We start from the raw sequence: 24,859 nt of genomic DNA on the forward strand, positions 1-24,859 counted from the left end.
TTCACCCGCGGGGTCTTTGACGCACCCACGAGCACACTTTCGTGTGCCGTCGCCGTCATCGACACATATCCCGCGGGTTTTTCGCGCGCTGCGCAATTTCCGCGCACGCATTCCCCGGTGCATTCCTGAGACACAGGAACACCGTCACGAACCCGCAAGGGACCCCGATATGAAGGAGAAAAATCCCATGCAGACCTGGGCAAAGCGCGGACTCCAGACCGCGTTGGTCACGGGTGGGTTGCTGATGCTGGGCACCGGCATCGCCTCGGCCGACGAGAACGTCAACCCGGACACCCCGGCCTCCCCGCTGGATCTCAACGTCACCGTCCCGATCGACGAGGCCAACAACGCGATCGGCACTCCGCTCGGGCAGGTCGACCTCCCGGCGCACCACAACGAGATCAGCACCAAGCCCGTCACCTCCGCCGTCAAGGGAGCGCTCGCCTCGGCGAAGACGCCCGGCGGCTCCGCGGGCAGCCTGACCGACAGCCTCCCGAAGGCGGACGCTCCCCGGCAGGTCACGCCGACCCGCGACGCGTTCAAGGGCAACAAGGTCAACGGTGACGTCGTCGTCCCGGTCCAGATCGTGGACAACGCGGTCGGCGTCATCGGCGACGCCCACGTGCAGGGCGGCGACCACGACCAGACCTACAGCCACAACCAGGACGTCGCGACCGACGGCAAGTACTCCGGCATCGCGGGCAACGTCGTGGCGCTCGACTGGGCGCTGCCGGTGCAGATCGCGGGCAACGGCGTCGGCCTGGCCGGCGGCAGCGGCGCGGTCCACGGCGGTTCGGCGCACCAGAGCACCAGCGAGACCGGCAACATCGACACCACCGGCGAGGGCTCCGGCCTGTCCGGCAACGTCGTCGGCGGCCAGTTCGCGACCCCGGTCCAGGTGACCGGCAACGCCGCGTCCTGGATCCTCGGCAACGCCTACAGCGGCGACTACAACGCCGACACCACGGCCACCTCCGGCGGTTCGGCGAAGTCCAACGGCAAGGGCGCCGCGGGCAGCGGCAACGTGGTCGGCGCGCCGATCGCGCTGCCGGTCAAGTTCAACGGCAACGCAGGCGGCGTGTGGGGCTCGGACGCGGACTCCACCTCCAACTCCTCGGCCGACGCCAAGGCGGGCGACACCCGTCCGGGCAGCCTCAAGGGCATCCCGACCTACCTTGAGACCGACGGGGACCAGTCGTTCCTGTCCGGCAACGCCGCCGCCGCGCAGGCCAGCCCGGTCGCGAACGTCGCGTCCGTCGCCGGCTCGTGGATCGGCAACGCCACCACCGGCCAGGCGCTCGACCGCCAGGCCTCCTCCTCCACGCACGAGACCACCGCCACCTCCGGCGGTTTCGTGAAGACCACCGGCAACGACGCCGCCGGCTCGGCCAACGTGGTCGACCCGGCAGTGGCGCTCCCGGTCGAGGCGTGCGGCGTGGGCGGCACCTACATCGGCCGCGCGGTCGCCAACTGCGACAACACCACCACCGCGACCTCCGGTGACGGCAGCTACACCACCGGCAACGGCTCGTTCCTGACCGGCAACATCGCCAACACCCAGGTCGCGGGCGCCCCCGAGGTGCACGGCATCGGCGGCAGCCACATCGGTAACGCCTCGGGCACCTCGACCGAGACCAAGACCGTCACCGCAGGCAACTACGACGGCACCCAGGGTAACGACTCGTCCGGCTCGGGCAACATCGTGCAGGTCCCGGTGGCCGCGCCCGCCGAGGTGTTCGGCGTGGGCGGCTCCTTCATCGGGCAGGGCTCGGGCGACGGCTCCGAGACCAAGGTCGTGAAGGCGGGCGGCGGCGGCAACACCGCTGACGACAACGGCTTCCTCAGCTCGAACCTCGGCACCGTTCCGGTGTCGACCCCGGTGCAGCTGTTCGGCATCGGCGGCTCGTTCGTCGGCCAGGGCCACGGCACGGCCAGCAACGACACCACCTCCACCGCGGGCCAGGACGTGCACGCGACCGGCGCGCAGGGCGCGGGCGCGGGCAACCTCATCGAGGCCCCGGTCTCGCTGCCGGTGCAGGGCCACGGCGTCGGCGGCTCGGTGGCCGGCATCGGCACCGGCATGTCGGACAACCTGACCGACTCGACCGCGGGCGGCAACGCCACCGCGGACGGCAAGGACGGCGCGCTCGCCGGCAACATCGTCAAGGCTCCGATCGCCGGTGCGGGCACGATCTTCGGCGACGGGATCGCCGGGGGCGCGATCGGCGACGGCACCGCCACCAACGACATCACCTCGACCGCGGGTGGCGACGCTCTCACCAACGGTGACGGCGGCGCGGTCGCGGGCAACATCGTCGGCGTGGACCCCGCGCCGGTGGCGCAGGTCTTCGGCGACGCGGTTTCGGTCGCGGGCGTGTCCTCGGGCGACGCCATGAACAACACCGTCGTCACCGACGCCGGCAAGGACACCACCTCGGGCACCGAGGGCTCGATCTCGGGCGACATCCTCGACTTCCCGGTCCCGGCGGTCGTGGAGGTCTTCGGCGACGCCGTCGCCGTGGGCGGCGTGGCGCACGCGGTTGCCGACAATGTCACCGACGTGACCGACGGCGACGACGCCACCAGCACCGACGGCACCGGCGAAGCCCTGTCCGGCTTCGACTACTACCACTCGCTGGGCGCGCTGGTGCAGATCTTCGGTGTGCCGCTGGAGGTGCTCGGCGTGGCTACCGCCGAGGCCGCCAACTCCACCGAGGTCGACCCCGAGCCCGTCATCAACGTGCCGTTCGGCGGCGAGATGGGCGCTGACCAGCTCCCCGCGCTGCCCGCCGTGCCGGGTCTGCCGGGCGGTTCCTCGGCCTTGCCGTCGGCTCCGGCGCTGCCGAGCCTGTCGGGTCTGTCGGGTCTGCCCACCGCCACCACGCTGCCCGCCCCGGCGCTGCCGGGTGCCGAGCGTGCCGACGTGCCGCAGGTCAGCGGCCTGTCCGCGCTGGGTCAGCTGAACCAGCTGAAGGGCGCTTCGGCGCTGCCGTCGGTGTCCGGGCTGAAGAACGGCATCCACCTGCCCTCGGCCCCGGCCGTTCCGGCTCTGCCGGGCGTTCCGGCTCTGCCGGGTGCGGCTGCGCAGCGTGCGGACGTTCCGGCTCTTCCCGCTCAGCTGCCGGTGAAGACCTCGCTGCCGACGCTGAACCAGCTGCCGGCCGTCACGGCGCTGCCCGCCGTTCCGGGCATCCCGACGACCCTGCCGACCACGATGCCGACCGCTCCGGCCGTGCCGGCGATCGGTGACGCGACCGGCCCGCTGGGTGCGTTCCAGAAGCTGGCCGCGAAGGTGACCGGCATCTTCAAGAAGTGAACCGCTTCGCCTGAAGCGAGCCGGGGATAACCCCGGACGGGCCCGGAAGCCAGGTGCTTCCGGGCCCGTTTCGCGTGCTGGGTCAGCAGAATTCGAGCGACCGCTTCGCCAGTCCGTGCCAGAAACCGTCGATCACCGTGCGGCCCTCGCCTTCGGCCGAGCTGGCCCCGAGCGATACGAACAGCGGCGCGAAGTGTTCGATCCGCGGGTGCGCCATCGCGGCGGCCGGTGCCTTGTGCTGGAAGTCGAGCAACGCGTCGAGGTCGCGGGCGCGCAGCACCTCGTCACCCCAGTGGTCGAATTCCGCGGACCAGCCCGGCGGGGTTCCGTCGGCACCGTTGACCTCCTGCATCGCGCGGAGGTTGTGGGTGAAGAATCCGCTGCCGATGATCAGCACGCCCTCGTCGCGCAGCGGCGCGAGCTTGCGGCCGAGGTCGTAGAGCGCCCGAGGGTCGAGCGAGGGCATGGAAATCTGCAGCACCGGGACGTCGGCGTCGGGGAACATCTCGACGAGCGGGACGTACGCGCCGTGGTCGAGGCCGCGGTCCGGGGCGTCGTGCACCGGGGTCGCGGTCGAATGCAGCAGCCTGCGCACCTGCGCGGCGAGCTCCGGCGCACCCGGCGCGGCGTATTTGACCTGGTAGTAGTGCTCGGGGAAGCCCCAGAAGTCGTAGACGAGCGGGACCGTCGTGGTCGCCCCGAGCGTCAGCGGAGCCTCTTCCCAGTGCGCCGAAACGACCAGGACCGCGCGAGGCTTCGCCAGGTCAGCGGACCATTCCGCGAGCTGCCGGGTCCACGTCGCGTCGTCGGCGAGCGGCGGCGCACCGTGGCTCAGGTACAGGACCGGGGTGCGGGTCGCCATGGCTGCCTCCAAGTGTTTGAAACTTCAACTATCACGGTACGCCGTATGCGCGGACTTGGCGAATTCGTCCTCGGCGGCCGCCTCTGTGCGCCAGACTCGGCTGGTGAAGTTCTTCTGCTACCACCGGGACCGCCCGGGCTCCGCCGCGTTGCGCGCCGAACTGGTCGAAGCGCATTGGTCCTATATGGACGGTTTCGCCGCCGAACTGATCGCCCGCGGCCCGACCCTGGAGGGCGAAGTGCCGACCGGCAGCGTGCACGTCGTCGACCTCCCGGACGCCGCCGCGGCTCGCGAATTCGCTTTCGCGGAACCGAATTACCAGGCCGGCGTCTACCGGGACGTCCTGATCCGCCGCTGGGACAACGCTCTCGGCCGCACCATGTGGGAGTTCCCCGGCGATCCGGAGGCAGCGAACCTGTATTTGGTGCTGGGCTGGGGTTCCGGCTCCGCCGCCGACCTCGAACCGGCCGCCACGGAGTCCTTGATCGCCTACGGCCCGCTGTGGTCCGACGACGGCACCGCCTGGCTCGGCACGGCAGCCTTGGTGCAAGCCGCCGATGCCGACGCAGCCCGCGGACTCCTCACCGCGGAGCACTACGCCGCGATCGAGGTGCACGACTGGGCGCCCGGCGGCCGTTCCTGAGCGACTGCCACACGATTCCACCGGCGGTGAGTGAGGCGAGTGCCAGAAGCGCGGCGAAGACTGTTGATCCAGCAGCGATTCCGAGGGCGTCGCTGAGATAGCCGGTGCCGACGGACAGCAGTGCGGCCGGGAGGTAGCCGCCGAAGTTGAGCAGAGCGTTGGCCTCGGCGCGCCGCCGCCCGGACACGTGGGTGCTGATCAGGGTGAGTCCGCCGAGTTGGCCGAGCCCCTGCGCGGCTCCCGCGAGCACGGCGGTCACGACGATGGCTACGATCCACTGCGCGTGCACGGCGACCAGCAACGCGGCCATGCAGGCGACCCCCACTGCCGCTCCGGTGAGCAGGATGGCGCGCACCTCAAGTCGCTTCGCCGCGAACTGAACCGCGGTCGCCGCACCGAACATGACGAACGCCGTTACCCCGGCGAGCAGGCGGTTGCTGGTGCCGAGCACGTTGGCCAGCAGCGCCGGTCCGAGGGAAAGCACGAACGACGTCGACGTGATTCCCGGCGCGAAAACCGCGATCCCGAGCGCGACGTACTTGCGCTGCGCTCGCGGCACCGCCGGGATCCGGACCCAGCCGGCTGCGTCGGGATCGACCGGACGCTGAAGCGGCAACCGAACAACCACGACGACCGCGCTGAGCAGCAGCACCGCCGAAAGTGCGAAGATCGTCACCGTCGGGCCGGGGAGATTTTCCGACAACGCGCCGGCTAGCAGCGGTCCCAGTCCGGCCCCGAACACCATCGCGGTCGACGCGGCGAGCGTGGCGGTGCGAGCGCGTCCAGGCCCGCCGACGTCGACAACCGCCGCCATCCCCGCCGACACCGTGATGCCGACCGCGATCCCCGCCAGCAACCGAGCGGCCACCAGCGCGAGCACCGACGTCGCGACGGCGAACAACCCGCAAGCGATCAGGGCGAGCAAAACCCCAGGCAGCACAACGGGTTTGCGCCCGAGCCGATCGGACGCGCGACCCGCCACCAGCAACGCGGCCAGCAATCCAGCGATGTAGGCCGCGAAGATCACCGTGAGCGTGCCAGCGGAGAAGCCGAGCCGATGCTGCCACAGCACGTACAGCGGAGTGGGCGCGTTCGAAAGCACGAACACCGCCGTGACGGGCCACGCGGCGAGCCAGGGACTGCCGGCCCGCGAGGGTGCGACGACGGCCATGGATCCTCCAGTACGAATTTGTTCGAACTATCGACTCGAACCTAGCAGTAGTTCGACTAATCTCGTACTGGAGTGGTTGAATGACGGCATGCGCTCGTCCTCGGTGACAGGTCTGGATACCCCGCCCGCCGAACTTCCGCCGCCCCTGCCCGAACCGGCGCGAGAAGACCTGCGGCTGGAAGTCGTCCTCGGCGCGCTGAGCGACCCGCTGCGGCTGACGATCGTGCGAAAACTGCTGCTGGAACGCGAGGCCTACGACCATCCGTGCGGCTGGTTCGGGTTCGACCGCCCGAAGTCGTCGCTGACCCACCACTTCAAGGCGCTGCGAGAGGCGGGCGTCCTGCGGCAGCGGCAATACGGGCTGGAACGACGCAGCCGGGTGCGCGCGGAGGATCTCAACGCCCGCTTCCCCGGGTTGCTCAACCTCGTCGCGGACTGGCAGCCTTGATTGCCGCGGCCGGTTCTGGATAGTGCGGACGAAGGCTGGCCGCGAGGACCCGGTCGAGCATCCGATCCGGCACGACGCGCGACAGGCGGGTGATCAGCGCCGCGTCCCGGCCGACGGTGTAGCGGGTGCGCGGTTTCCGGGCAGTCACCGCCTTCGCGATCACCCGAGCCGCGTCTTCCGCGGGTCTGCCGTTGGGCAGATGCGCGGCGGCGTGGGTGTTGACCGCTTCGAGCAGCCTTCCGTACCGGTCGCGCTGTTCCGGTGACATGGTGCCGGCCTGCTGGTTTGTGGCGGCGATGACCCGATCGGGCATTTGCGTGCGGACCGCGCCGGGCTCGACGACGACCACTCGCACGCCCAGCGGTGCCAGCTCACGGCGCAACGAATCACTGACCGCTTCGAGCGCGAACTTCGTGCCCGCGTAGGGGCCGTAGGCAGGCAGCGCGACTCGGCCGCCGACCGAGCTGATGTTGACCACCCGGCCGGATTCGCGCAGCAGTGCGGGCAGCAATGCCTGGGTGACGGCAACGTGGCCGAAGAGGTTGACCTCGAACTGCCGTCGCCATTCGCTCAGCGGCAGAGTTTCGACCGGTGCGTTGATCTGGATCGCGGCATTGTTCACGAGCGCCCGCAGCGGACCTGCCTGCGCGTCGACGCGCCGGGTCAGTTCGGCGATGTGCTCGGGCTGAGTGATGTCGAGGATGACCGGCTCGATGCCGTCGGCGCGCAGTGCGTCGGCGTCCCGCTCGCGGCGGACGCCAGCGAGAACGTGGAATCCCCGGTGGGCGAGTTCGCGCGCGGTCGCCGCGCCGATCCCGGTCGAAGCTCCCGTGATGACTGCTACGCCGCTTTCAGATGACACTGTCACCCCAGCGAGGGTAGGTAGTTCAGATGACGATGTCAACTGTATGCTGGGCGGCATGGTCAGCCGTGCGGAATCCGCTGCCGCGACACGCCGCGCCCTGCTGGACGCCGCCGCCGGACTGCTGGACGTCGGCGGCCCGGAAGCGGTGACCTTGCGCGAGGTCGGGGCGCGGGCGGGGGTCAGCCGCGGCGCGCCGTACCGGCACTTTCCCGACAAGGACAGTCTGCTGACCACAGTCGCGGCCGAAGCCTTGGAGCGGCTCGCGGACGAGGTCCACGCGGTGCGCACCGATCCGAAGGTGGCCGCGGACGACACGGTGCACCGTGGGCTGGCCGCCCTGATGACGATCGGCCGCCGTCAGCCGCACCTCTACCAGCTGATGTTCGCCGCACCAGCCGGGGACTCGGCCGCGATCGAAGCAGCGGAACAGGCGGGCGATCGCGCGATGGGCGAGTTCCTCGCCATCGTCGGCGACCTGGTCGGCGCCGAGCACGCCCGGCGGTTCGGGGCGCTGCTGCTGACCAGCGCGCACGGGATCACGGACATGGCGGTCAGCGGCCACCTGGCGGAGGACAAATGGCAGGTCACGGCCGAGGACCTGGTCTCGACGCTGGTGTCGATGATCGACCGGCAAGCCCGGCTCGGGTAGCGGCTGATCGTCGATGACGCCCGGCAGCACATCGCCGGGATCGCGGATCTGGACGCGAGCGTGTTCATGGTGCTGCGTGCCGCTTCCCGGGGAGCGGTGTCACCCACGGAGCTGAGCACGCACCCGAGCGCAACCACTCGCACCAGCACCCGCCTCGTTCGCTCCGGCACCACGGCCGATGCGCGACGACTCACGGTCAGCCTGACCGACGAGGGACGCCGGATCGTCGGCCACATCGCGCGGCGCATTCGACCGGAACTGCAACACCGATTCGATGCCATCGGACTCGACCGCGTCACGGAACTTCTCGACACACTGCACGCCTTCCTCCGCGGCGGCGTGCCGGACTCGTCCGAGCAGTGACCCGCTGCAGGTGCGCACCGAAACGGACCTGCCTCGGCCTGTCCACGACGACAACCGGATGGGCCCCATCTCCTCCTTGCTTCACACCTGAAGCGAGATGAAGTGGCCGGTGAGAAAATGCGGACAGCTTTGAGCGGCTCTGGAGGGTCTCATCGCGTGTGACATGTTGATCTTGGTTGACCTGCGGTTTCGCGGTTGTCTCACTGTGATGTCATCTGAGATCGGTCTCAGTTTTGTGGCATTTCCTCAGGCGGTTCGGTGGGCTCATATTTTCGTGAGCGCTCCCCGCGATCAACCTCCGGTCTGCGGCAGCAGCGGAGGCTGCCGGGCTTGCTGGCAGCCCGGCCAGCTCGCGATCATGGAACCAACACGATCTTTCCGTGGGTCCGCCGCTCAGCGACCAGTTGGTAGGCCTTGCGGACGTTGGTGAGCGGATAGGTGGCGGCGATGGGGATGTCAAGCTCGCCGGTGGCGACGAGATCGACGAGGCGTTGCAGCCCCGCGGCCCCACCGGCGTCGTTCGTGCCGGCGATGCCGGCGCGGCCGTCCAGTGCGGCGTGAAAGTCGACGACGGTGTTGACGCGCTTGGCGGGGACACCCAGCTCGTGCGCGAGATCGACGTAGTCGGCGCCGAAGGTGTCGATGAACGCGTCGACTCGACCACCGGCGGCCGACCGGATCCTTGCCGCTTGGCCGTCGCCGTAGGTGACGGGGGTGATGCCGTGGTCACGCATCCACGCGTGGTTGGCCTGGCTGGTCAGGCCGATGACAGCCGCACCGGTGCGGCGCGCGAGTTGGACGGCCACGACGCCGACCGCACCGGCCGCACCGGACACGACGATCGTCTCGCCGGGCACCGGGGAGACCGTCTCGACGCTGGCGAGTGCGGCCATCGGCGCGACGTACATCGAGCCGGCGACCTCCCAGCTCATGCCGGCGGGCTTGGCGACGAGATGATCGGCAGCCACGGCGACGAGCTCCGCGTGGCTGACCCGCTCGTCGGACCAACCAAGCACGTCATCGCCGACATGCCAACGCTCGACCCCCGCGCCGACGGCGACGATCTGCCCGGCCAGGTCTGTACCCTGTCCGGCGGGGAAGGTCATCGACGGCAAAGGCGTATCCGAGGCCCGTCCAGACAGCCGCGCCCGCAGTGCCCACGCCTGCTCGGCGAGGCCTTCCCGCACATAGATGTCCCCGGGGTTGGCCGCGGCCGCCCGGACCTTGACCACCACCTGTCCAGGTGCGGCCACCGGGTCGTCGACGTCGCGCACGTCGAGCACGTCGACATCGCCGTAGTGGTCGAAGCGAACCGCTTTCATCCTCAACCTCCCATGATCGCGCCGGCTCCCGCCGACGTATAGACATGACTCATGTTCGAACATGAGTCATGTCTATCATGGTGAATGTGGGTCTCGCTAGACTCGGCATGGTGAACTCGGACCAGCACCTCGGCCACGGCCCCCCTCCACCAGACACGCCCGGCGCTCTCCGGTTCCAGCGCACGACCTCCTGGCTGCTGGCCGGCGCCGGCAAGCTTGTCCTGCAACGGTGGACCGGCATGCTCGCCGGGCTCGAGCTGACCTCAAGTCAGTACAAGCTCCTGCTGACCCTCGACGAGACCGGTCCACTCGGCCAGCAGCGACTGGCCGAATTGGTCGGCATTGACCCCCGCAACGCGGTGCCGATCATCGAGACCTCGGTCGAGCAGGGACTGCTGATTCGTCAGGTCGACCCCGCCGATCGGCGCCGACGGGTGCTGGAACTCGCGCCCACCGGCCGACGATTCGCCAAGAAGCTCCGATCACTGAGCGCCGACATCGAGGAAGAGCTACTGGGGCCGCTCGATCCTGCCGATCGCGTGACCCTGCAACGAACGCTGCGCGCTCTGCTCGACGCGTCCGACCCGCACCCCTGAGTCCGGCCCGGCATGGAGTTCGACGAGCGACAGCTTCGACGGGAGCGTGACAGGTGGCGGCAAGTCGCTCATCGGCTATGACCGTGCGTCCAGGGCGGCGTTCTCGGACAGGTTCGGTGATGACGGGCCACCTCGGATGAGGCAGCCAGCACCCGAAGGGTGAAGGAGCCGCCGCCGGAGTGCCAACTGCGTGAGATTGGGCCGGGTACCGACGCGGCTGGTTGAGAAAGTGCCACCGGTTTTGAGATCCTACGCGGCTCGCGTCAGTCGTGGGCCAGGTCGGCGAACCGGCTGTAGTGCAGCTGGTGCGCGACCACGATCGTGCTCGTCGGGCCCGCACGATGCTTCGCCAGGATCAGGTCGGCCTCCCCGGCGCGCGGGTCGTCACGTTCCCAGGCGTCCGGGCGGTTGATCAGGATGACGATGTCCGCGTCCTGCTCCAGGGAGCCGGATTCACGCAGGTCCGACAGCATCGGCTTCTTGTCGGTGCGCTGTTCTGGACCACGGTTCAGCTGGGAGATCGCGATCACCGGCACTTCGATCTCCTTCGCCAGCAGCTTGAGCTGACGGGAGAACTCCGAGACCTCCTGCTGCCGCGATTCGACGCGCTTGCCGGACGTCATCAGCTGCAGATAGTCGACGACCACGAGCTTCAGGTCATGCCGCTGCTTGAGCCGGCGCGCCTTCGCGCGGATCTCCATCATCGTCATGTTCGGCGAGTCGTCGACGAACAGCGGGGCTTCCGACACCTCGCTCATCCGCCGGGCCAGCCGCGTCCAGTCGTCGTCGGACATCTTGCCGCCGCGCATGTCGGCGAGGCGGATTTTCGCCTCGGCCGACAGCATGCGCATCACGATCTCGGTCCGGCTCATTTCCAGCGAGAAGATGACGCTGGTCAGGCCGTGCTTGATGGAGGCCGAACGGACGAAGTCCAGTCCGAGAGTCGACTTGCCGACACCGGGACGGGCCGCGACGATGATCATCTGGCCGGGGTGCAGGCCGTTGGTCAGCTCGTCGAAGTCGGCGAAGCCGGTCGGGATGCCCTGGGACTGGCCGCCGCGCGAGGCGATCGCGTCGATCTCGTCCATGGTCGGCTGGAGCAGGTCCTCCAGCGCGACGTAGTCCTCGCTCGTGCGGCGCTCGGTGACGTCGTAGATCGCGGCCTGTGCGCGGTCGACGACCTCGTCGATGTTCGCGCCGTCGGCCGCGGCCGCGCCGTAGCCGTACTGCACGATGCGCGTGCCCGCCTCCACGAGACGGCGCAGCACCGCCTTCTCGGACACGATCTCGGCGTAGTACCCCGCGTTGGCCGCGGTGGGCACGGTCGCGATGAGGGTGTGCAGGTACGGCGCGCCGCCGACGCGGCCGAGTTCGCCGCGCCGCTCGAGCTCGGCCGCCACGGTGATCGGGTCGGCCGGTTCGCCGCGGCCGTAAAGGTCGAGGATGCAGTCGTACACGGCCTGGTGCGCGGGCCGGTAGAAATCGCCGGGGCCGAGCGCCTCGATGACGTCGGCGACCGCGTCCTTCGACAGCAGCATGCCGCCGAGCACTGACTGCTCCGCCGCGATGTCCTGCGGCGGCTGGCGGTCGAACCCGCCAGGGCCGGGTTCGCTGGGACCCGGATCGGACTCCGCGTACGCCGGACCGCGGTCATCGGTCACCGCCACTGCCCGGACACCTCCCTTGCCCAGCCGTTCGTTCCGGCCGTCCCCGTCGTCTCGCGTGCGCCTGTCCTGTGCTGAACCGCGTCCGCCCGCCGCCTGGCGTGGCGGTCAGTCCAGGCGAACACCTGTTCGAGTATGCCGGAGTCGGCCCGGCTTTCCCACCCGTCCGTCCGGTCCGCTTCGATGATGGACCGGACGGTTCCCCGCGCCGGTGACCGCCACGCGGAGCGACCGGGAGTACTGGGCGCGAACGCACGCTAGATCCCTCGGACGGACGAGTGCAATTCCGGGTGTTGACCGTGCTGTGGACAACCTGTGGATGACCGGGGGCAACGAATCACAGGTATCCGTGAGCCTGTGGACAAAGTGGGGACAGTGCAGATCGGCTCCAGTAAAACCGCAGGTCAAGCCCTGTGCAGAGACTGTGGAGAACTTCGCGAAAACTCGTCCGGCGTGTCGTGTCGAACTGGTTCTTCGGCGTGTCGCACCCGCGTCGGTCCCCTGCCCTGTGGATGGTTGCTACGCACGGTAGATCACCGACCCGATGGGCTGAACGAAGGAGAATTCCCCACGCGACCCAGCCGACGGCTGCGCACAGTGAGCGATCAGGCAAAAGCGCAGGTTAACCGCGCGCGAACGCGAAACCGGGTGAGGTTCACCGGCCGGACACCTCGCGGTGCCGTGCCGGGAACCCCACCCGGAGTAACGCTCGGGGCGCTCAGCCCAGGGCGCTTTGCGCTTGGCGGAGCCGTTCGGAGATCGCCTGCTGAGTGCCGGGGGTGAACACGATGAGCGACTCCTTCCCCGGCCGCTCCTCCATCAGCCACCGGCCTTCGCTGGTGTCGATGAAGTTGACCGGCTTGGGCACCCGCCGCCGACGTCCGCCCTGCGGCCGGGACGCGACGTACAACGCGCCGCTCCCGGTGCGTGGCAGCTTCAGGATCCGCTGGATCTCCTTGAGCGGTTCCACCTGCGCGGTGCGCTGCCCGGTTTGCATGATCGAGGCCCGGGGCACCTCGTCGGACCCGAAGGACCGCCCGCTCTCGTACTCGCTCTTGGTGGTGATCAGCGGCTGCCCGGCCGCAGGCTTGCCCGCCGGGATGAGGTCGAGGAACGTCTGCAGCAGCAGATCCGGACGCTGACGGAGCACGGTGAGCATCTGCTCGCCGTGGACCCGGATCAAGCCGAAGCCGCCGCCGTTGCCGCTGCCGACCAGTGCGCCGAAGTTCGAGGGACTGTCCTCGAACGTTCCGTCGAACCAGCCGTAGTACTCAAGCTGCGGGTGCGAGATGGACTCGACCAGCGCGAGAAGGTCGCGATCCATCCCCCGGGGTCCCATGAGCCCCGCCGCGGTCAACGCGGCGTTGACCTGCTGGTCGAGCTTCCGCTCGGCCGTCGGGTCGTAGAACGCCGCCGTCTCGGCGATGACCTGGTGCGGTTCCCCGCCCCGCCGCTTGATCAGGTTGCACAAGGTGAAGACGGTGAACTTCGTCGGTGCGTCAAGAGAGACCACTGTGCTGGGCCTCATTCACCGATGACCGGAGGAACGGTCATCTGGTCCGAGCCGAAGAGTTCGTTGGCGTCTTCTTCCACCAGGTACTTCGTCTGGTGCTCCTCGTCTTCCTGGCCCTTGCCGCCCTTGGCTCCGGCGCCCATGCCGCCCATTCCGGCCGCGCCTGCCTTGCCGGCCGCACCGCCGCGCATTCCGCTCATGCCACCTGCGCCGGCACCAGCACCGGCACCGCCTGCCGCGGCTCCAGAGCCGGAGCCGCCGGGACCGAATCCCGCGCCGCCGAACGCGCCGGGACCGAATGCCGCACCCGCACCCGTACCCGCGCCCGTACCGGCGCCTCCGCCCCCGCCGCCGGGGCCGAACTGGCTGGCTCCACCGCCGGGACCGAAGGTGCTCGGGCTGAACTTCGACGGATCGGTCGTCGGAGGCGTCCAGCCGGAGGTCGACGTGCTGTCGTTCGGGCCGGTGTAGTGGCCAGGACCGTTCGGGTCGTTGAACTGGCCAGGACCGCTCGGGGTCGGCACATTGGTGTGCGGCCCGTTCGGCCCGTTCGGGTCGAACTTGGGCGTGTCCACCTTGGGCGGGGAGAAGCTGCCGCCACCGCCGCCGGGTCCGCCGCTGAAGCCGCCCGGTCCGCCGCTGGGACCGCCGCCGAACTTGCCGGGGCCGTCAGGGCCGTTGGAGAGGTTGTTGCCTTGCCAAGCGCTGTACTGCGGCAGCTTGCTCGCGTTCTGCCCGCTGGCGTTGAAGTAGTTCGTGTACGCCTGGACGTTGGCTTTGGAGTTGTCGTTGTACTTGTTGATCTCGTCGTCTTTGTCGCTCATCGGGTTGAGCCCGTCGAGAAACCCAGCGGACGGCGGATCCTTGGGCAGGCTCTGCACCTTGCCCTTGACCGTGTGGAAGCACTCGGCCTGGGTGTTGAGGAAGGTGTGGCTCTTGCCGAGGTTGCTGACGGAATCCTCGAGCCAGGTCTTGAGCGGGTGGGCACCGGCCTGAGCGGCGGTGGCCCCGCCGCCCTGCCAGGCACCGTCCATCTTCTTGTTCAGGTTGTCGATCTCGGTGGCCCGGTCGCTGTGGATCTTCTCGAGATTCTTGGCCGAGCCCACCCCGCTCTCGAGCGACGACGTGTCGCCGGCATTGATCTTCTCGTAGATCGTGTACGCGTCGATCGAGCGGCCGCCGAGGTCAGCGGACTGCTGCTGCGCCTCCGGGCCTCCGCTCATCAGCCCGACCAGACCGCCGACGGCACCGCCGACTACTGCCCCGACCGGGCCTGCGACAGACCCGGCAGCCGCACCGACCGCAGCGCCTTGCAGCGCCTTTCCTGCAGTGTTGGCGTCATTCCCCATGATGAGCCACTCCTTCCGAGACAGGCGTCGGCCGCGAGTCGGTCACGATGCCCCCTTGAGATGTCCGATCATCGCGGTAGCGGCCTTCTTCGCGAGGCTGCACGGGTCTTTCTTCGCGTCGCCGATGCTGATGTTCGGGATGACTGAGACGGCGAGCTGGTCAGTGACTCCGACCCAGAGACTGCAGCTGCCGGACGGACGGCTGTCCATGGTGTCGGCGAAGACCGCCGGGTAGCCGTCGACGCTGGTGGGCGTGAAGTAAGCCTGCTTGTCCTTCTGCGCGTAAATATCGCTGATCCCGTTCTTGTTCTGCGGGAACGCGCCGATGTCGATGTAGTTCGTGTTGATCGCGGCCGACTTCCAGACGCAGCCGCCCGTGACACCACTGCTCTTCTCGCCCGGATAACGGACGCCGAGGTTCTCGGCTTCCGCGGCGTTGTACACACTGCACGGGTCCGCGAGCAGGTCGTTGGTGGGCAGCGGGGAGGGGACCTTGGGGCCGGAGCCGCCGCTGTCGGACGGAGCGCTTGTTGGCCCTGCGGTCGGCGAAGGCTGCTGAGTACCGCCGGTTCCGCCGCTGCACGCGGTCAGCAGACCGAACGCGGCGACGGCAGCTGCGGCGAGCTGGACTGTGCGGTGCGACATTGCGGTACTCAGTATCCCTTCGACTTCGCGGCCAGCTCGTCACGTTGTTGCTGCTCGGTGACCTTGATCTTGTTCTTGGCGGCTCGCAGAGCTGTGATGAAGTTGCCTACGTAATCGAACATGCGCTGGTGCTGTTCAAGGAGGGTCGCGCCGGACGGATTCGCGCCCTGGTCGACGAAGTCGTGGCTGGCGAACTCATCGGCTGGCGGCTTGACCTCTTTGATCCTGTGGGCGTCGGTGAGATCCTGGTGCAAGTGATCATGCAGGTCTTCCCACTGCTTGATCACCGAGTCGATCTCGTCTTCGCTGAACTTGTAGCCGCCGGCCGTTCCGTACCCGCCGACCATGATCGGAGGCGTTGGTGGCACATCGCTGGACATCCTGGTGACCCCCTTTGGCACAGTTCTCGCTCCCCAAGCGGCGAGATCAGCAAGTTGGATGGTAACGCACGCCAATTGGTTCCCGCTCGGTGTTCGCGAATCGGGGAGAGTGGGGCCGAGCTGGGAACTTAGGGTTCTTTCCCGGGTCTCGGAGAGGTTACGAGGCGTGCTGTGGATGTCCGGACATCGCGGCCGTGGCTTCCTGCGCGACTCCGTATCCGTCCCGGGTGGTGCCGATGCCGATCTGCGGGTTGACGGAAACGGCGAGTTGATCGGTGACACCCGCCCAGAGAACGCAGTTGCCGGACGAACGGCTGTCCTCGGCCGCGGCCGCGGGCAACCAGCTACCCGTCCACGGTGATCGGGATGGAGCAGGCCTGTTTGCGCGTAGATGTCGCTTTGTGCTGCACGAGTGGAGTGTTGTTGACGTAGTTCAGGTTGCTGCTCAAGGAGATCCACCGGCAGGCGTTAAGCGATCCGCTGCTCTTCTCGCCTGGATAACGGAGGCCGACGTCGTCGCTTCGGCTGTGTTGAGCACGCTGCGCGGATCCGCGCGCAGCTGCTTGATGGGCAGCGGCGTGCCATCCGGCGCCCATGCCCCCTTTGCCGTGCGGCGCTTGCTTCCGATGGGAGCAAGCGCGTAACGCGCCGTAATCGACCGGAGGCGCGGTTCGCCGAAACAAAACCGCCCCCGGGAGAATCTCCCGGGGGCGGTTTCACGGACAAACCGTCAGTTCGCGGCCACAGCCTTGACCTCGAGGCGGAGGTCCACCTTCACGTTCGGGTGCAGGCGGGCGTTGACCGAGTGCTTGCCGACCGTCTTGATGTGGTCGCGCAGGTCCAGGACGCGCTTGTCGAGCAGCGGGCCGCCCTGTGCCTTGATCGCGTCGACGATCTCGCCGGCGGTGATCGAGCCGAAGAGCTTCTTCGAGCCCGCCGCGGCCTTGCCGGTCAGCTGGATCGCGCCGAGGCCCTCAAGGGTCGCCTTGATTTCCTTGGCGTGGTCGAGGTCGCGGATGCGGCGGGATTCCTGTGCGCGCTGGATCGTGCGCACGTTCTTCTCCGCGCCCTTGCTGGCCACGATCGCGTAACCGCGCGGCAGCAGGTAGTTGCGGGCATAGCCGTCCTTGACCTCGACGATGTCGCCGGGGCCGCCGAGGTTCGCCACGTCGGTGGTGAGAATGATCTTCGCCATGACTAGTGCTCCCCTCAGCGCGCGGTGGACGTGTAGGGCAGCAGAGCCATCTCGCGCGAGTTCTTCACCGCGATGGCGATGTCGCGCTGGTGCTGGCTGCAGTTGCCGGTGACGCGACGGGCACGGATCTTGCCGCGGTCGGAAATGTACTTCCGCAGCAGGTTGGTGTCCTTGTAGTCGATCGTTTCCGGGCGGCCCTTCTTCTCGGCCTTGCAGAACACGCAGACCTTCTTCTTGGGCTTGCGAATGGGTGGCTTGGCCACTGGTGCACTCCTGGAATTCTAGAAAGAGATGAGATCAGAACGGGGGTTCGTCGGAGAAGCCTCCGCCGCCACCGCCCGCGGGCGGGGCCGAGCCCCACGGGTCGTCGGCGGGCGCGCTGTTGCCGCCGCCGCCGCGGTTGCCGCCGCCTCCGTTGAAGCCGCCTCCGCCGCCGAAGTCACCACCGCCGCCGCCACCGCGGCTGACCTTGTTGACCTTCGCCGTCGCGTAGCGCAGCGAGGGGCCGATCTCGTCGACCTCGAGCTCGACGACGGTGCGCTTCTCGCCTTCCTTGGTCTCGAAAGACCGCTGCTTCAGCCGTCCCTGCACCACCACGCGGGCACCCCGTGTGAGCGACTCGGCGACGTTCTCCGCCGCCTGCCGCCAGATGTTGCAGCGCAGGAACAGCGCCTCACCGTCCTTCCACTCGCCGCTCTGGCGGTCGAGCGTGCGCGGGGTGGACGCGACGGTGAAGTTCGCGACCGCCGCACCGGACGGGGTGAAGCGCAGCTCCGGGTCGGACGTCAGGTTCCCGACCACGGTGATGACGGTGTCTCCAGCCACGGATGGCGTCCCTTCGGATCGGGCTCGGATCAGGCCTTGGCGGGCGCGGGCTTGGCCGCGGCCTTGACCTCGCGGCGCATGACCTTGGTGCGCAGCACGGTTTCCTGCAGCGACAGCTGGCGGTCCAGTTCCTTGACGGCCTCGGCCGTCGAGTTCAGGTCCAGCAGCGCGTAGATGCCCTCGGCGTTCTTCTTGATCTCGTACGCCAAGCGACGGCGGCCCCAGACGTCGACCTTCTCGACGCTTCCGCCCGAAGTGCGGATCACGTTGAGGAAGTTGTCCAGCGTGGGCGCGACCGTACGCTCGTCGAGCGTCGGGTCCAGGATGACCATTACCTCGTAATGGCGTGACATAACCACTCACCTCCTATGGGCTCGCGGTCACGGGGGATCCGTGACAGGAGGGTTTGTCCAGGTAAGCGTACCCGGCGGGTCCGACAGCCCGGTGCGGCGGGTCAGCTGACGCGGCGCAGCACCCAGGTGCGGACGAGCCCGGCGGTGACGCCGGCCAGCACGATCACCGCGAGCAGCATCGGCAGCTGGACGTCCGAGGCTCCGCCCTGGCTCGCCAGTGCTTCGGCGTTGCCCGCGTTGCGGATGTCCGGGCCCTGCTGGCCCTGCGGGTCCTGCCCGGCGGAGGGCTGCTGCGGCAGCGCGCCGGAACCGGGCAGCGAGCCGTAACGCGCGCCGGGCGCGATCGCGGTGCCCAGCACGCCGGGGTTGCCCGGGGTCGCGGTCGGGATGGTGCCGTAGTCGCGCGGCGGGGCGATCCCGGTCGAACCCGGCTGGTAGTTGCCGAGCGGGTTGCCGCCGCCGTTCTGGGCGGGTGCGTTGCCGTTCGACTGGGTGCCGCCGTTCGACGGGGAGCTTGAGGACGCCGGTGCCTGGTAGTTGTTCGCCATCGTGGTGAGCCCGCACGCGGACGCGACGCCGGAGCGGATCCCGTTCAGCACCTTGGTCTTGGTGTCCGGCAGGACGCCGAGCCCCCACTCGTTCTTCAGTGCGTTCGAGACGACCTGGCCGATCGCGTCGCCGCTGATCGTGCCGCCCGCGGCGTCCGGGATCGCGCCGACCTGAAGGTTGCCCTTGTTCCCGATGGCGTTCGCCAGCGAATCCGGCCACACGGTGAGCAGCCGCCAGAAGTCGACCTGGTTCTTGGCCGACTGGCGGACGATCTCCTTGACCGCCGAGCCGGGCACGACGACCGAATCGCCCATGCCGCCGGTGACCGAGCCCTTGCACTGGTTCGCGAGCGTGGTCGCCGCGGACGCGGTGCCGGTGCCCAGGAACGCGCCGCCGGTGAAGAGGGCGGCGAGAGCGGTGACGGTGAGTGCTCGACGGGTTCGCTTCCAGGTGGGGATGTTCCGCACGAGCACTATCCTCCGGGGTCCGCGGGCATGGTTCGTCGCATCCAGGACAACGAATGGACTCCGGTAAAGATACTGGCGCTGTGACAACAGTGCGGCGAAGCCGCTCGACCCAGGGTGGTGGCGGGGCGGGGCGGGCTAACTCGTAGCGACCATTCGGCGGAGCACCCAGGTGCGGACCAGACCCGCGCTGACTCCGGAGAGTGCCAAAACTGCCACCAGAACCGGCCAGTCCAACCCGTTCGCGTGGTTTCCGCCGGTGCCTGGCAATGCTTCGGCGTTACCGGCGTTCTGGATCGTGCGGTCGCCGCCTGCTGCCGAGCTGTCCGGGTTCGAAATGCCGTACTGCGGCGCGTAACCCGGGATCTGGCTGCCGTAGCGCAGCGAGGGCGACGGGCTGAACAGTCCGGCCATCGCCATCGGGATGCCGCTGTAATCGCGCATCGGCGCGTATCCGGTGTTGTAGCCGTACGACAAATTGCCGAAGTTCGGCAGGAACGCCGAGAACGGTGCGGCCCCGCCGCCCGCACCGCCGAAATCGCCGAGGACCGGGCTGGTCGAGCCCGGCATCTGGGGCTGCTGGCCCGGCGAGCCGCCTTGCTGCGGAGCACCGCCGTTGCTGCCGGACGGCGGTTGCTGCGGGTTCGGGCCCGGGTTCTGCTTGCCCGGCTGGCTGCCGGTGAGGCCCTGGCCGACGGCGGAGACGCCCTGCTGTACCGCGTTCGTGCCGCCCGCGACCGCGCCGTTGACCGCGCTCGCGGCGGGCGCGCCGACCACCGGGACCGGAGCGACGACGGTGTTGACCACGTTCACCGTGACCTGGCAGAGCGTGCCGAGGACGGCGTTGACGGTGCCGGTGAGCACGCCGGAGGCCTGGCCGACGATGCCGAGGTCGATCGGGATGCCGAGCAGAGTCGTGGCCTTGACGTGGTCGCCCGGCTTGGCGGTGATGGTGGATCCGCATTTCGGCGTCAGGGTGTCCGCTGAAGCGGTGCCTGGTGCGGCGAGCGCGGCCGAGCCGGCCAGGACGAAAGCGGCGGCGCCCACCGCGGTGGCCTTCCGTGCCCGGTGCTGCTGCATGGCCGTCGACCCTTTCGCCGCATCCGTTGTACCTGCGTTGCTGAGGACAACGACGGTAACGAAGACGAGTAACGCCCGCCTCCCCTCCGAGGTCAGGCATTCGGGTGGAAGCGGGCGCTACTCAGGGTGAGAGTCAGGCGGGTTTGCGGCGCAGCCACGCGCGCACCAGCGCGGCGGCCACCATCGCGAGCGCGAGCACGGCGATCAGCAGCGGCAGCCGGGCGGGCGGGTTGGCCGCGGGCAGCGCCTCGGCGGTGCCGGACTTCTTCGCGTCGACCGTCGGCACCTGGTCCTGCGGCAGCTGGCCGGGCACGACCTGGGTGACGATCGGGGCCTGTACGAAGCTCGCCGGGAGCATCGCGGCTCCGGTGAAGATGCCGGACACCGAGTCGAGGCCGGACAGTCCGCCGCCCGAGGTCACCGGGCCGAGCGTGTCGCCGCCGGGGACGGGCTGGCCAGTGCCGCCGGGGCCGGGAGCCGGGGACGGCGGAGCTGGCGGGACTGGCGGGTTGGGCGTGGGGTTCGGCGGTGTGGGGCTCGGTTGCGGGACGAGTGGCGGTACTCCGCCGACCACTGCCTGGGTCGCGTTGCCGACGCCATTCGCCGCGGCCTGTACCAGCGGGCAAGTGTCCTTCGCGGCCGTTTCGCCAACAACCGGGACCTCGCCGACGCCCAGCGCGCGGATGGTGTCGCCGACCGGGACGGTGAGCAACGTGTTGTTGCCGTCGGTCTGCTTCGCCTTCGAATCGAGGCCGACGGTCACCCGGTTCGGCGCGTTGAGCGGAGCGCCCGCGTCGAGCGCGAGGCCGGTGCCGTTCTTGCCGTTTTGCAGCGTGGATTCGCAGTCGCCGGGCACCGTCGGGCTCGGGTCCGCGGCCGCGGTGGCGGGAAAGGCCAGGACCGCTGACAGCAGCGGCGCCGCGAGCGCGACTCCCAGCGCGACCGTCCGTCCAGCGCGTTTCCGCATGTCTTTCCTCCCCCGACTGGATCACGGAACGCGCTCACGGTACTCCACGAGCGTCACCAACTCGGGCGGAAGGGGGAGATTCGCCCGGTAGTAGCGTCAGGGCATGCAGATTGGCGCCCATGTCCGCGACGACGATCCGCTGGCCGCCGTCGCCGAGCGAGAAGCCGACGTCGTCCAGTTCTTCCTCTCCGACCCGCAGGGGTGGAAGGCACCGAAGCCGCATCCGCACGGCGAGGAGATCAAGGCCTCCCTGGTCGAGGTGTTCATCCACGCGCCGTACCTGATCAACGTCGCGTCCAAGAACAACCGGATCCGCATCCCGTCCCGCAAGAACGTCACCCAGCACGCCGACGGGGCCGCCGCGATCGGCGCGAAGGGCCTGATCGTGCACGGCGGGCACGTCGCCGCGGGCGACGACATCGAGGAGGGCTTGGTCAACTGGCGCAAGCTTTTCGAGCGCGAAGCGGAGAAAGGCGGCTTCGCGGTGCCGATCCTGATCGAGAACACCGCGGGCGGCGACAACGCGATGACCCGCGAACTCGACGTGATCGCCCGGCTGTGGGACAAGGTCGGCGAGTTCGGCGCTGGCTTCTGCCTCGACACCTGCCACGCCTACGCGGCGGGCTGGGATCTCGCGACCGCGGTGGAGAAGGTCAAGGCCATCACCGGCCGGATCGACCTGGTGCACTGCAACAACTCCCGCGACGAGCACGGTTCCAACCGCGACCGGCACGCATCGGTGGTCGACGGAGACGGCACGATCGAACCGGAGCTGCTCGCCGAGGTCGTGCGCCAGGCGGGTGCGCCGGTGGTCGTCGAGACGCCGGGCGATGGCCAGGCCGCCGACATCGCGTACCTGCGCAAACAGCTCGCCTGAGAAGCCGTGAAGGACTCCTTGCGGGGGATCGGATTCCCGCAAGGAGTCCTTCACGGACTTCAGGAGACGGGTTGTTCGGTGCGGGAGCGGCGGAAGGACGCGAAGACGACCTTGTCGCGGGCCCGCTCCAGCACGCCGCCCGCCGGGTCGTCGTCGCCGGAAAGCCGGACCAGGTCGGTGCGCGGCCGGTAGATCTCGCGGAGCACCAGCACGCACAGCCCGACGACGGCGAGGTCGCGGATGACCACCCCGCCGAGGAACCAGCCGGCCGGCAGTCCTTTGTGGTCGACGCCGAGGTAATAGAACATCCGGGGCGCCCACACCGCCGCGTCGATGACCATCCAGCCCAGCAGCAGCCGCCAGCGCGGGATCGCCAGCACGGCCAGCGGGACGAGCCACAGCGAGTACTGCGGGCTCCACACCTTGTTCGTCAGCAGGAACGCCGCCACGACAAGGAAAGCCAGCTGCCCGAACCGAGGCCGCCGCGGCGCGGTGAGCGCGACGTACGCGATACCCGCGCAGCAGGCCAGGAACAGCACCGCGACCACGATGTTCAGCACGGTCGGCGACTGTCCTTTTTGGAGCACGCCGTCGAAGCCCGCCCAGCCGGTGGCGTAAGAGACGACGTTGTAGAGCGAATCCGGGTCCATCGGGCGCAACGTGTTGAGCCGGAAGAACTCCCACCAGCCGCGCGGCGCGGCCACGATGAACGGGACGTTCACCACCAGCCAGGCCAGCACGGTGAACGCCGCGGTCCGGCTCCACGCGCGCAGTTTCCCGGCGCGCAGGCACAACAGGAACAGCACCCCGAGCAGCAGCAGCGGATACAGCTTGGTGGCGACGCCGAGTCCGAACAGGACTCCGGCGACCTCCGGGCGTTTTCGCGACCACGCCAGGATCCCGGCGGCGGTCGCCGCGGTGGCGAGTGCGTCGAAGTTCGTAAAGGTATGGACCAGTACCAGCGGTGAGATCGCGACGAGCACCGCGTCCCACGGCCTGCGTTTCGTGGTCCGCCCGGTGGCCCACACGGTGACCAGCCAGGCGAGTGCGAGCCAGAACGCGGAGATGTTGAAGTAGATCGCCACCGGCAGCGCGCCGGGCAGCCAGCCCGCGTTCGCGACCGAGGTCCAGCCCGCCGCGAGTTTCGCGTTGGTCCACTGGAACAGGCCGGTGACCACCGGGTACTCCATGTACCGGGTCTGGTTCTCCGCGGTCTGCGAATCCTCCTGCCACGACGTGACGTAGGGGAAGGTGCGCGCGTCGTCGAGCTTTTCCGAGCTGTAGAGCGGGACGATGTCGGAGTAGCACATGGCGACGAACGGACGGCCGGAGCGCCAGTCGAGCTGGTGCACGCCGCCTGAGTCGCTGTACTGCTGAATGCACGAGGCCTTGCCGAACCAGCACACCACGAGCGCGAGCACGGCCATCGCGAGCCCGACGCGCTGCGGCGACCAGAACCACTGCCTGCCGACCGCCGCGTGCGTGCCGATCGGACCGCCGACGGGTCTCGTCGCCGCGGCCACCAGCGGGTCGTGCCGGCTGGGGGCGATCCGCTCCGCCGGGGTGAGCGTGCGGGGAGCCGAATCCGGCTCTTCGGCGGCGGGCTGGGAGGCGCGGGACACGTCGGGATGCTATCGGTCCGCGGGTGGGCTGCCGGTCATTTCGGATCCTCGTAAAACCCGGCAAGCACCTCGAAAGCGGCACCGAGGGCCACCGCTTCCTCGTCGAGATCGCTCAGTTCGACGTCGATGCGCTGCCAGTACGGCACCGGCAGCAGGTCGCGCAGCTGCTGCGAGACCGTTTCGCGGTAGACCTCGGGCGCGCCGCGGACAGTCCGTCCGAACAGGACGATCCGTTCCAAATCGAGCACCTGCACCAGGTCGGCGAGCCCGATGCCGAGCAGCCGGGCGGCGTCGTGCGGAGTGCCGGCGGCGCGGTGCATGACCTCGACGCAGCCGCGGCGGCCGCAGGCGCAGCGCGGTCCGGCGTAGGCGATGGTGGTGTGGCCGAACTCACCCGCGTTGGTGCGCGGGCCCCGGTAGACGCGCCCGTCGATCAGCAGGCCGACCCCGATTCCGGTGCCGACCAGGACCACCGCGGTCGCGGCCGAGGTTTCCTCCGGCCAAGCGTGCGCGAAGGCGGCGGAGTTGGTGTTTTTGTCCAGGGTGACCTGCAGGCCGGTGCGTTCGGCGAGCAGATCGCGCAGCGGGACGTCGTGCCAGCCGGGCATGTTCGTGGCGTCACGGACGCGGCCTGCGCGGTGGTCGAGCGGTCCCACCGAGCCGACGCCGAGCCCGAGCACGCGCGCCGGATCGACGTCGGAAAGCAGTTTGCGCACGCCGTCGGCGATCGCGGTCACCGCGGCTTCCGGGCCGAAGCCGATCGGCAGCGGGCCCTCCACGATCTCCTCGACCTCGCCGGTCAGCCCGGTGCGCAGCACGAGAAAGCCGTCGCGGTCGAGTTGTGCGCCGAGTGCGCAGCGGGCTCCCGCGCGCAGCCGCAGCATCGTGCGCGGTTTGCCGACCCCGGCCGCGGGTGCGCGTTCGACGTCCAGCAGCCCTGCCGGGAGCAGGTCGGACACGATTTTCGACACGGCCTGCTGGGTCAGCCCGGACCGCTGCGCCAGCTCGACCCGGCTCAGCCCGCCCGCGCGCAGGATGTGCCCGAGCAGCAGCGCGCGGTTGTGGCGTCGCAGCCCGCGCAGGTTGACGCCGGTTTCCGCCATCGGCCGATCATCTCGGACGGGTGGCCTATTACGCAACA

General features: G+C 69.2%; 26 protein-coding genes. 7 read left to right on the plus strand and 19 right to left on the minus strand.

Annotated features, from left to right (window positions below):
- Positions 1–187 precede the first annotated feature (187 nt).
- Positions 188–3,316, plus strand: coding sequence for a beta strand repeat-containing protein (locus BM362_RS04830; protein WP_244287043.1), 3,129 nt, complete (start codon positions 188–190; stop codon positions 3,314–3,316).
- Positions 3,317–3,398: 82 nt separating this feature from the next.
- Here BM362_RS04830 and BM362_RS04835 read toward each other — a convergent pair whose 3' ends face one another.
- Positions 3,399–4,178, minus strand: a complete 780-nt coding sequence (locus tag BM362_RS04835; protein ID WP_067578250.1) for a dioxygenase family protein — start codon at positions 4,176–4,178, stop codon at positions 3,399–3,401.
- Positions 4,179–4,281: 103 nt separating this feature from the next.
- Here BM362_RS04835 and BM362_RS04840 point away from each other — a divergent pair, with 103 nt between their 5' ends.
- Positions 4,282–4,821 (plus strand): YciI family protein, encoded by a 540-nt coding sequence (locus BM362_RS04840; protein ID WP_067578712.1) that lies wholly within the window; start codon positions 4,282–4,284, stop codon positions 4,819–4,821.
- On the opposite strand, the gene BM362_RS04845 is transcribed toward BM362_RS04840, so the two are convergent.
- Positions 4,760–5,992 carry an MFS transporter gene (locus BM362_RS04845; protein WP_067578248.1) on the minus strand — a complete coding sequence of 411 codons (1,233 nt, stop codon included), beginning with the start codon at positions 5,990–5,992 and terminating at the stop codon, positions 4,760–4,762. The genes BM362_RS04840 and BM362_RS04845 overlap by 62 nt on opposite strands.
- 88 nt (positions 5,993–6,080) lie before the next feature.
- Here BM362_RS04845 and BM362_RS04850 point away from each other — a divergent pair, with 88 nt between their 5' ends.
- A complete protein-coding gene (locus BM362_RS04850; protein WP_067578246.1) occupies positions 6,081–6,440 on the plus strand; it encodes an ArsR/SmtB family transcription factor in 360 nt (119 codons plus the stop codon).
- Here the strand turns inward: BM362_RS04850 and BM362_RS04855 are convergent.
- Positions 6,412–7,308 carry an SDR family oxidoreductase gene (locus tag BM362_RS04855; RefSeq protein ID WP_232791544.1) on the minus strand — a complete coding sequence of 299 codons (897 nt, stop codon included), beginning with the start codon at positions 7,306–7,308 and terminating at the stop codon, positions 6,412–6,414. The genes BM362_RS04850 and BM362_RS04855 overlap by 29 nt on opposite strands.
- A gap of 52 nt (positions 7,309–7,360) precedes the next feature.
- Between BM362_RS04855 and BM362_RS04860 the strand changes: the two genes are divergently transcribed.
- Both BM362_RS04860 and BM362_RS04865 read left to right on the plus strand, forming a co-directional pair.
- Positions 7,361–7,954 carry a TetR/AcrR family transcriptional regulator gene (locus BM362_RS04860; protein ID WP_093572737.1) on the plus strand — a complete coding sequence of 198 codons (594 nt, stop codon included), beginning with the start codon at positions 7,361–7,363 and terminating at the stop codon, positions 7,952–7,954.
- A 60-nt stretch (positions 7,955–8,014) separates the two neighbouring features.
- Positions 8,015–8,317 carry a helix-turn-helix domain-containing protein gene (locus BM362_RS04865; protein WP_093572306.1) on the plus strand — a complete coding sequence of 101 codons (303 nt, stop codon included), beginning with the start codon at positions 8,015–8,017 and terminating at the stop codon, positions 8,315–8,317.
- Positions 8,318–8,673: 356 nt separating this feature from the next.
- Here the strand turns inward: BM362_RS04865 and BM362_RS04870 are convergent, their stop codons facing one another.
- Positions 8,674–9,702, minus strand: a complete 1,029-nt coding sequence (locus BM362_RS04870; protein WP_342029780.1) for a zinc-binding dehydrogenase — start codon at positions 9,700–9,702, stop codon at positions 8,674–8,676.
- Positions 9,703–9,749: 47 nt separating this feature from the next.
- Between BM362_RS04870 and BM362_RS04875 the strand changes: the two genes are divergently transcribed.
- On the plus strand, positions 9,750–10,235 hold the full coding sequence (locus BM362_RS04875; RefSeq protein ID WP_167545205.1) for a MarR family winged helix-turn-helix transcriptional regulator: 486 nt from the start codon (positions 9,750–9,752) through the stop codon (positions 10,233–10,235).
- Between the two features lie 263 nt (positions 10,236–10,498).
- On the opposite strand, the gene dnaB is transcribed toward BM362_RS04875, so the two are convergent.
- The 13 genes from dnaB to BM362_RS04940 form a co-directional block, all read right to left on the minus strand.
- The gene (gene dnaB, locus BM362_RS04880) at positions 10,499–11,902 is read right to left on the minus strand and encodes a replicative DNA helicase (RefSeq protein WP_093572309.1); all 1,404 of its coding nucleotides are present in this window, start codon (positions 11,900–11,902) and stop codon (positions 10,499–10,501) included.
- Between the two features lie 715 nt (positions 11,903–12,617).
- Complete coding sequence (locus BM362_RS04885; protein WP_244287044.1) at positions 12,618–13,412, minus strand: ESX secretion-associated protein EspG; 795 nt, start codon at positions 13,410–13,412, stop codon at positions 12,618–12,620.
- An 11-nt stretch (positions 13,413–13,423) separates the two neighbouring features.
- A complete protein-coding gene (locus BM362_RS04890; RefSeq protein ID WP_093572310.1) occupies positions 13,424–14,761 on the minus strand; it encodes a hypothetical protein in 1,338 nt (445 codons plus the stop codon).
- A 42-nt stretch (positions 14,762–14,803) separates the two neighbouring features.
- Positions 14,804–15,406 carry a DUF3558 domain-containing protein gene (locus BM362_RS04895; protein WP_093572311.1) on the minus strand — a complete coding sequence of 201 codons (603 nt, stop codon included), beginning with the start codon at positions 15,404–15,406 and terminating at the stop codon, positions 14,804–14,806.
- An 8-nt stretch (positions 15,407–15,414) separates the two neighbouring features.
- Positions 15,415–15,786 carry a hypothetical protein gene (locus BM362_RS04900; protein ID WP_093572312.1) on the minus strand — a complete coding sequence of 124 codons (372 nt, stop codon included), beginning with the start codon at positions 15,784–15,786 and terminating at the stop codon, positions 15,415–15,417.
- A 157-nt stretch (positions 15,787–15,943) separates the two neighbouring features.
- Positions 15,944–16,126 carry a hypothetical protein gene (locus BM362_RS04905; RefSeq protein ID WP_093572313.1) on the minus strand — a complete coding sequence of 61 codons (183 nt, stop codon included), beginning with the start codon at positions 16,124–16,126 and terminating at the stop codon, positions 15,944–15,946.
- 390 nt (positions 16,127–16,516) lie between these two features.
- Entirely contained in the window at positions 16,517–16,981 is a 465-nt protein-coding gene (rplI, locus tag BM362_RS04910) for a 50S ribosomal protein L9 (RefSeq protein ID WP_009085244.1), read from the minus strand.
- A 14-nt stretch (positions 16,982–16,995) separates the two neighbouring features.
- Positions 16,996–17,244, minus strand: coding sequence for a 30S ribosomal protein S18 (gene rpsR, locus BM362_RS04915; protein ID WP_009085242.1), 249 nt, complete (start codon positions 17,242–17,244; stop codon positions 16,996–16,998).
- 34 nt (positions 17,245–17,278) lie between these two features.
- Positions 17,279–17,806 carry a single-stranded DNA-binding protein gene (locus BM362_RS04920; RefSeq protein WP_009085240.1) on the minus strand — a complete coding sequence of 176 codons (528 nt, stop codon included), beginning with the start codon at positions 17,804–17,806 and terminating at the stop codon, positions 17,279–17,281.
- Between the two features lie 29 nt (positions 17,807–17,835).
- Positions 17,836–18,159 (minus strand): 30S ribosomal protein S6, encoded by a 324-nt coding sequence (gene rpsF / locus BM362_RS04925; protein WP_093572314.1) that lies wholly within the window; start codon positions 18,157–18,159, stop codon positions 17,836–17,838.
- 101 nt (positions 18,160–18,260) lie between these two features.
- Entirely contained in the window at positions 18,261–19,181 is a 921-nt protein-coding gene (locus BM362_RS04930; protein WP_093572315.1) for a hypothetical protein, read from the minus strand.
- Between the two features lie 129 nt (positions 19,182–19,310).
- On the minus strand, positions 19,311–20,252 hold the full coding sequence (locus tag BM362_RS04935) for a hypothetical protein (protein WP_202506400.1): 942 nt from the start codon (positions 20,250–20,252) through the stop codon (positions 19,311–19,313).
- Between the two features lie 133 nt (positions 20,253–20,385).
- Positions 20,386–21,219, minus strand: a complete 834-nt coding sequence (locus BM362_RS04940) for a hypothetical protein (protein WP_093572316.1) — start codon at positions 21,217–21,219, stop codon at positions 20,386–20,388.
- Between the two features lie 103 nt (positions 21,220–21,322).
- On the opposite strand from BM362_RS04940, the gene BM362_RS04945 reads away from it, so the two are divergent.
- A complete protein-coding gene (locus BM362_RS04945) occupies positions 21,323–22,096 on the plus strand; it encodes a deoxyribonuclease IV (RefSeq protein ID WP_093572317.1) in 774 nt (257 codons plus the stop codon).
- A gap of 59 nt (positions 22,097–22,155) precedes the next feature.
- Here BM362_RS04945 and BM362_RS04950 read toward each other — a convergent pair whose 3' ends face one another.
- Together BM362_RS04950 and BM362_RS04955 are read right to left on the minus strand one after the other, a co-directional pair.
- On the minus strand, positions 22,156–23,718 hold the full coding sequence (locus tag BM362_RS04950) for a glycosyltransferase family 87 protein (RefSeq protein ID WP_067578220.1): 1,563 nt from the start codon (positions 23,716–23,718) through the stop codon (positions 22,156–22,158).
- A gap of 35 nt (positions 23,719–23,753) precedes the next feature.
- Positions 23,754–24,821, minus strand: coding sequence for an ROK family transcriptional regulator (locus tag BM362_RS04955; protein WP_067578218.1), 1,068 nt, complete (start codon positions 24,819–24,821; stop codon positions 23,754–23,756).
- Positions 24,822–24,859 lie beyond the last annotated feature (38 nt).

The organism is Amycolatopsis rubida (assembly GCF_900115345.1).
In the GTDB taxonomy this organism is placed as follows: domain Bacteria; phylum Actinomycetota; class Actinomycetes; order Mycobacteriales; family Pseudonocardiaceae; genus Amycolatopsis; species Amycolatopsis rubida.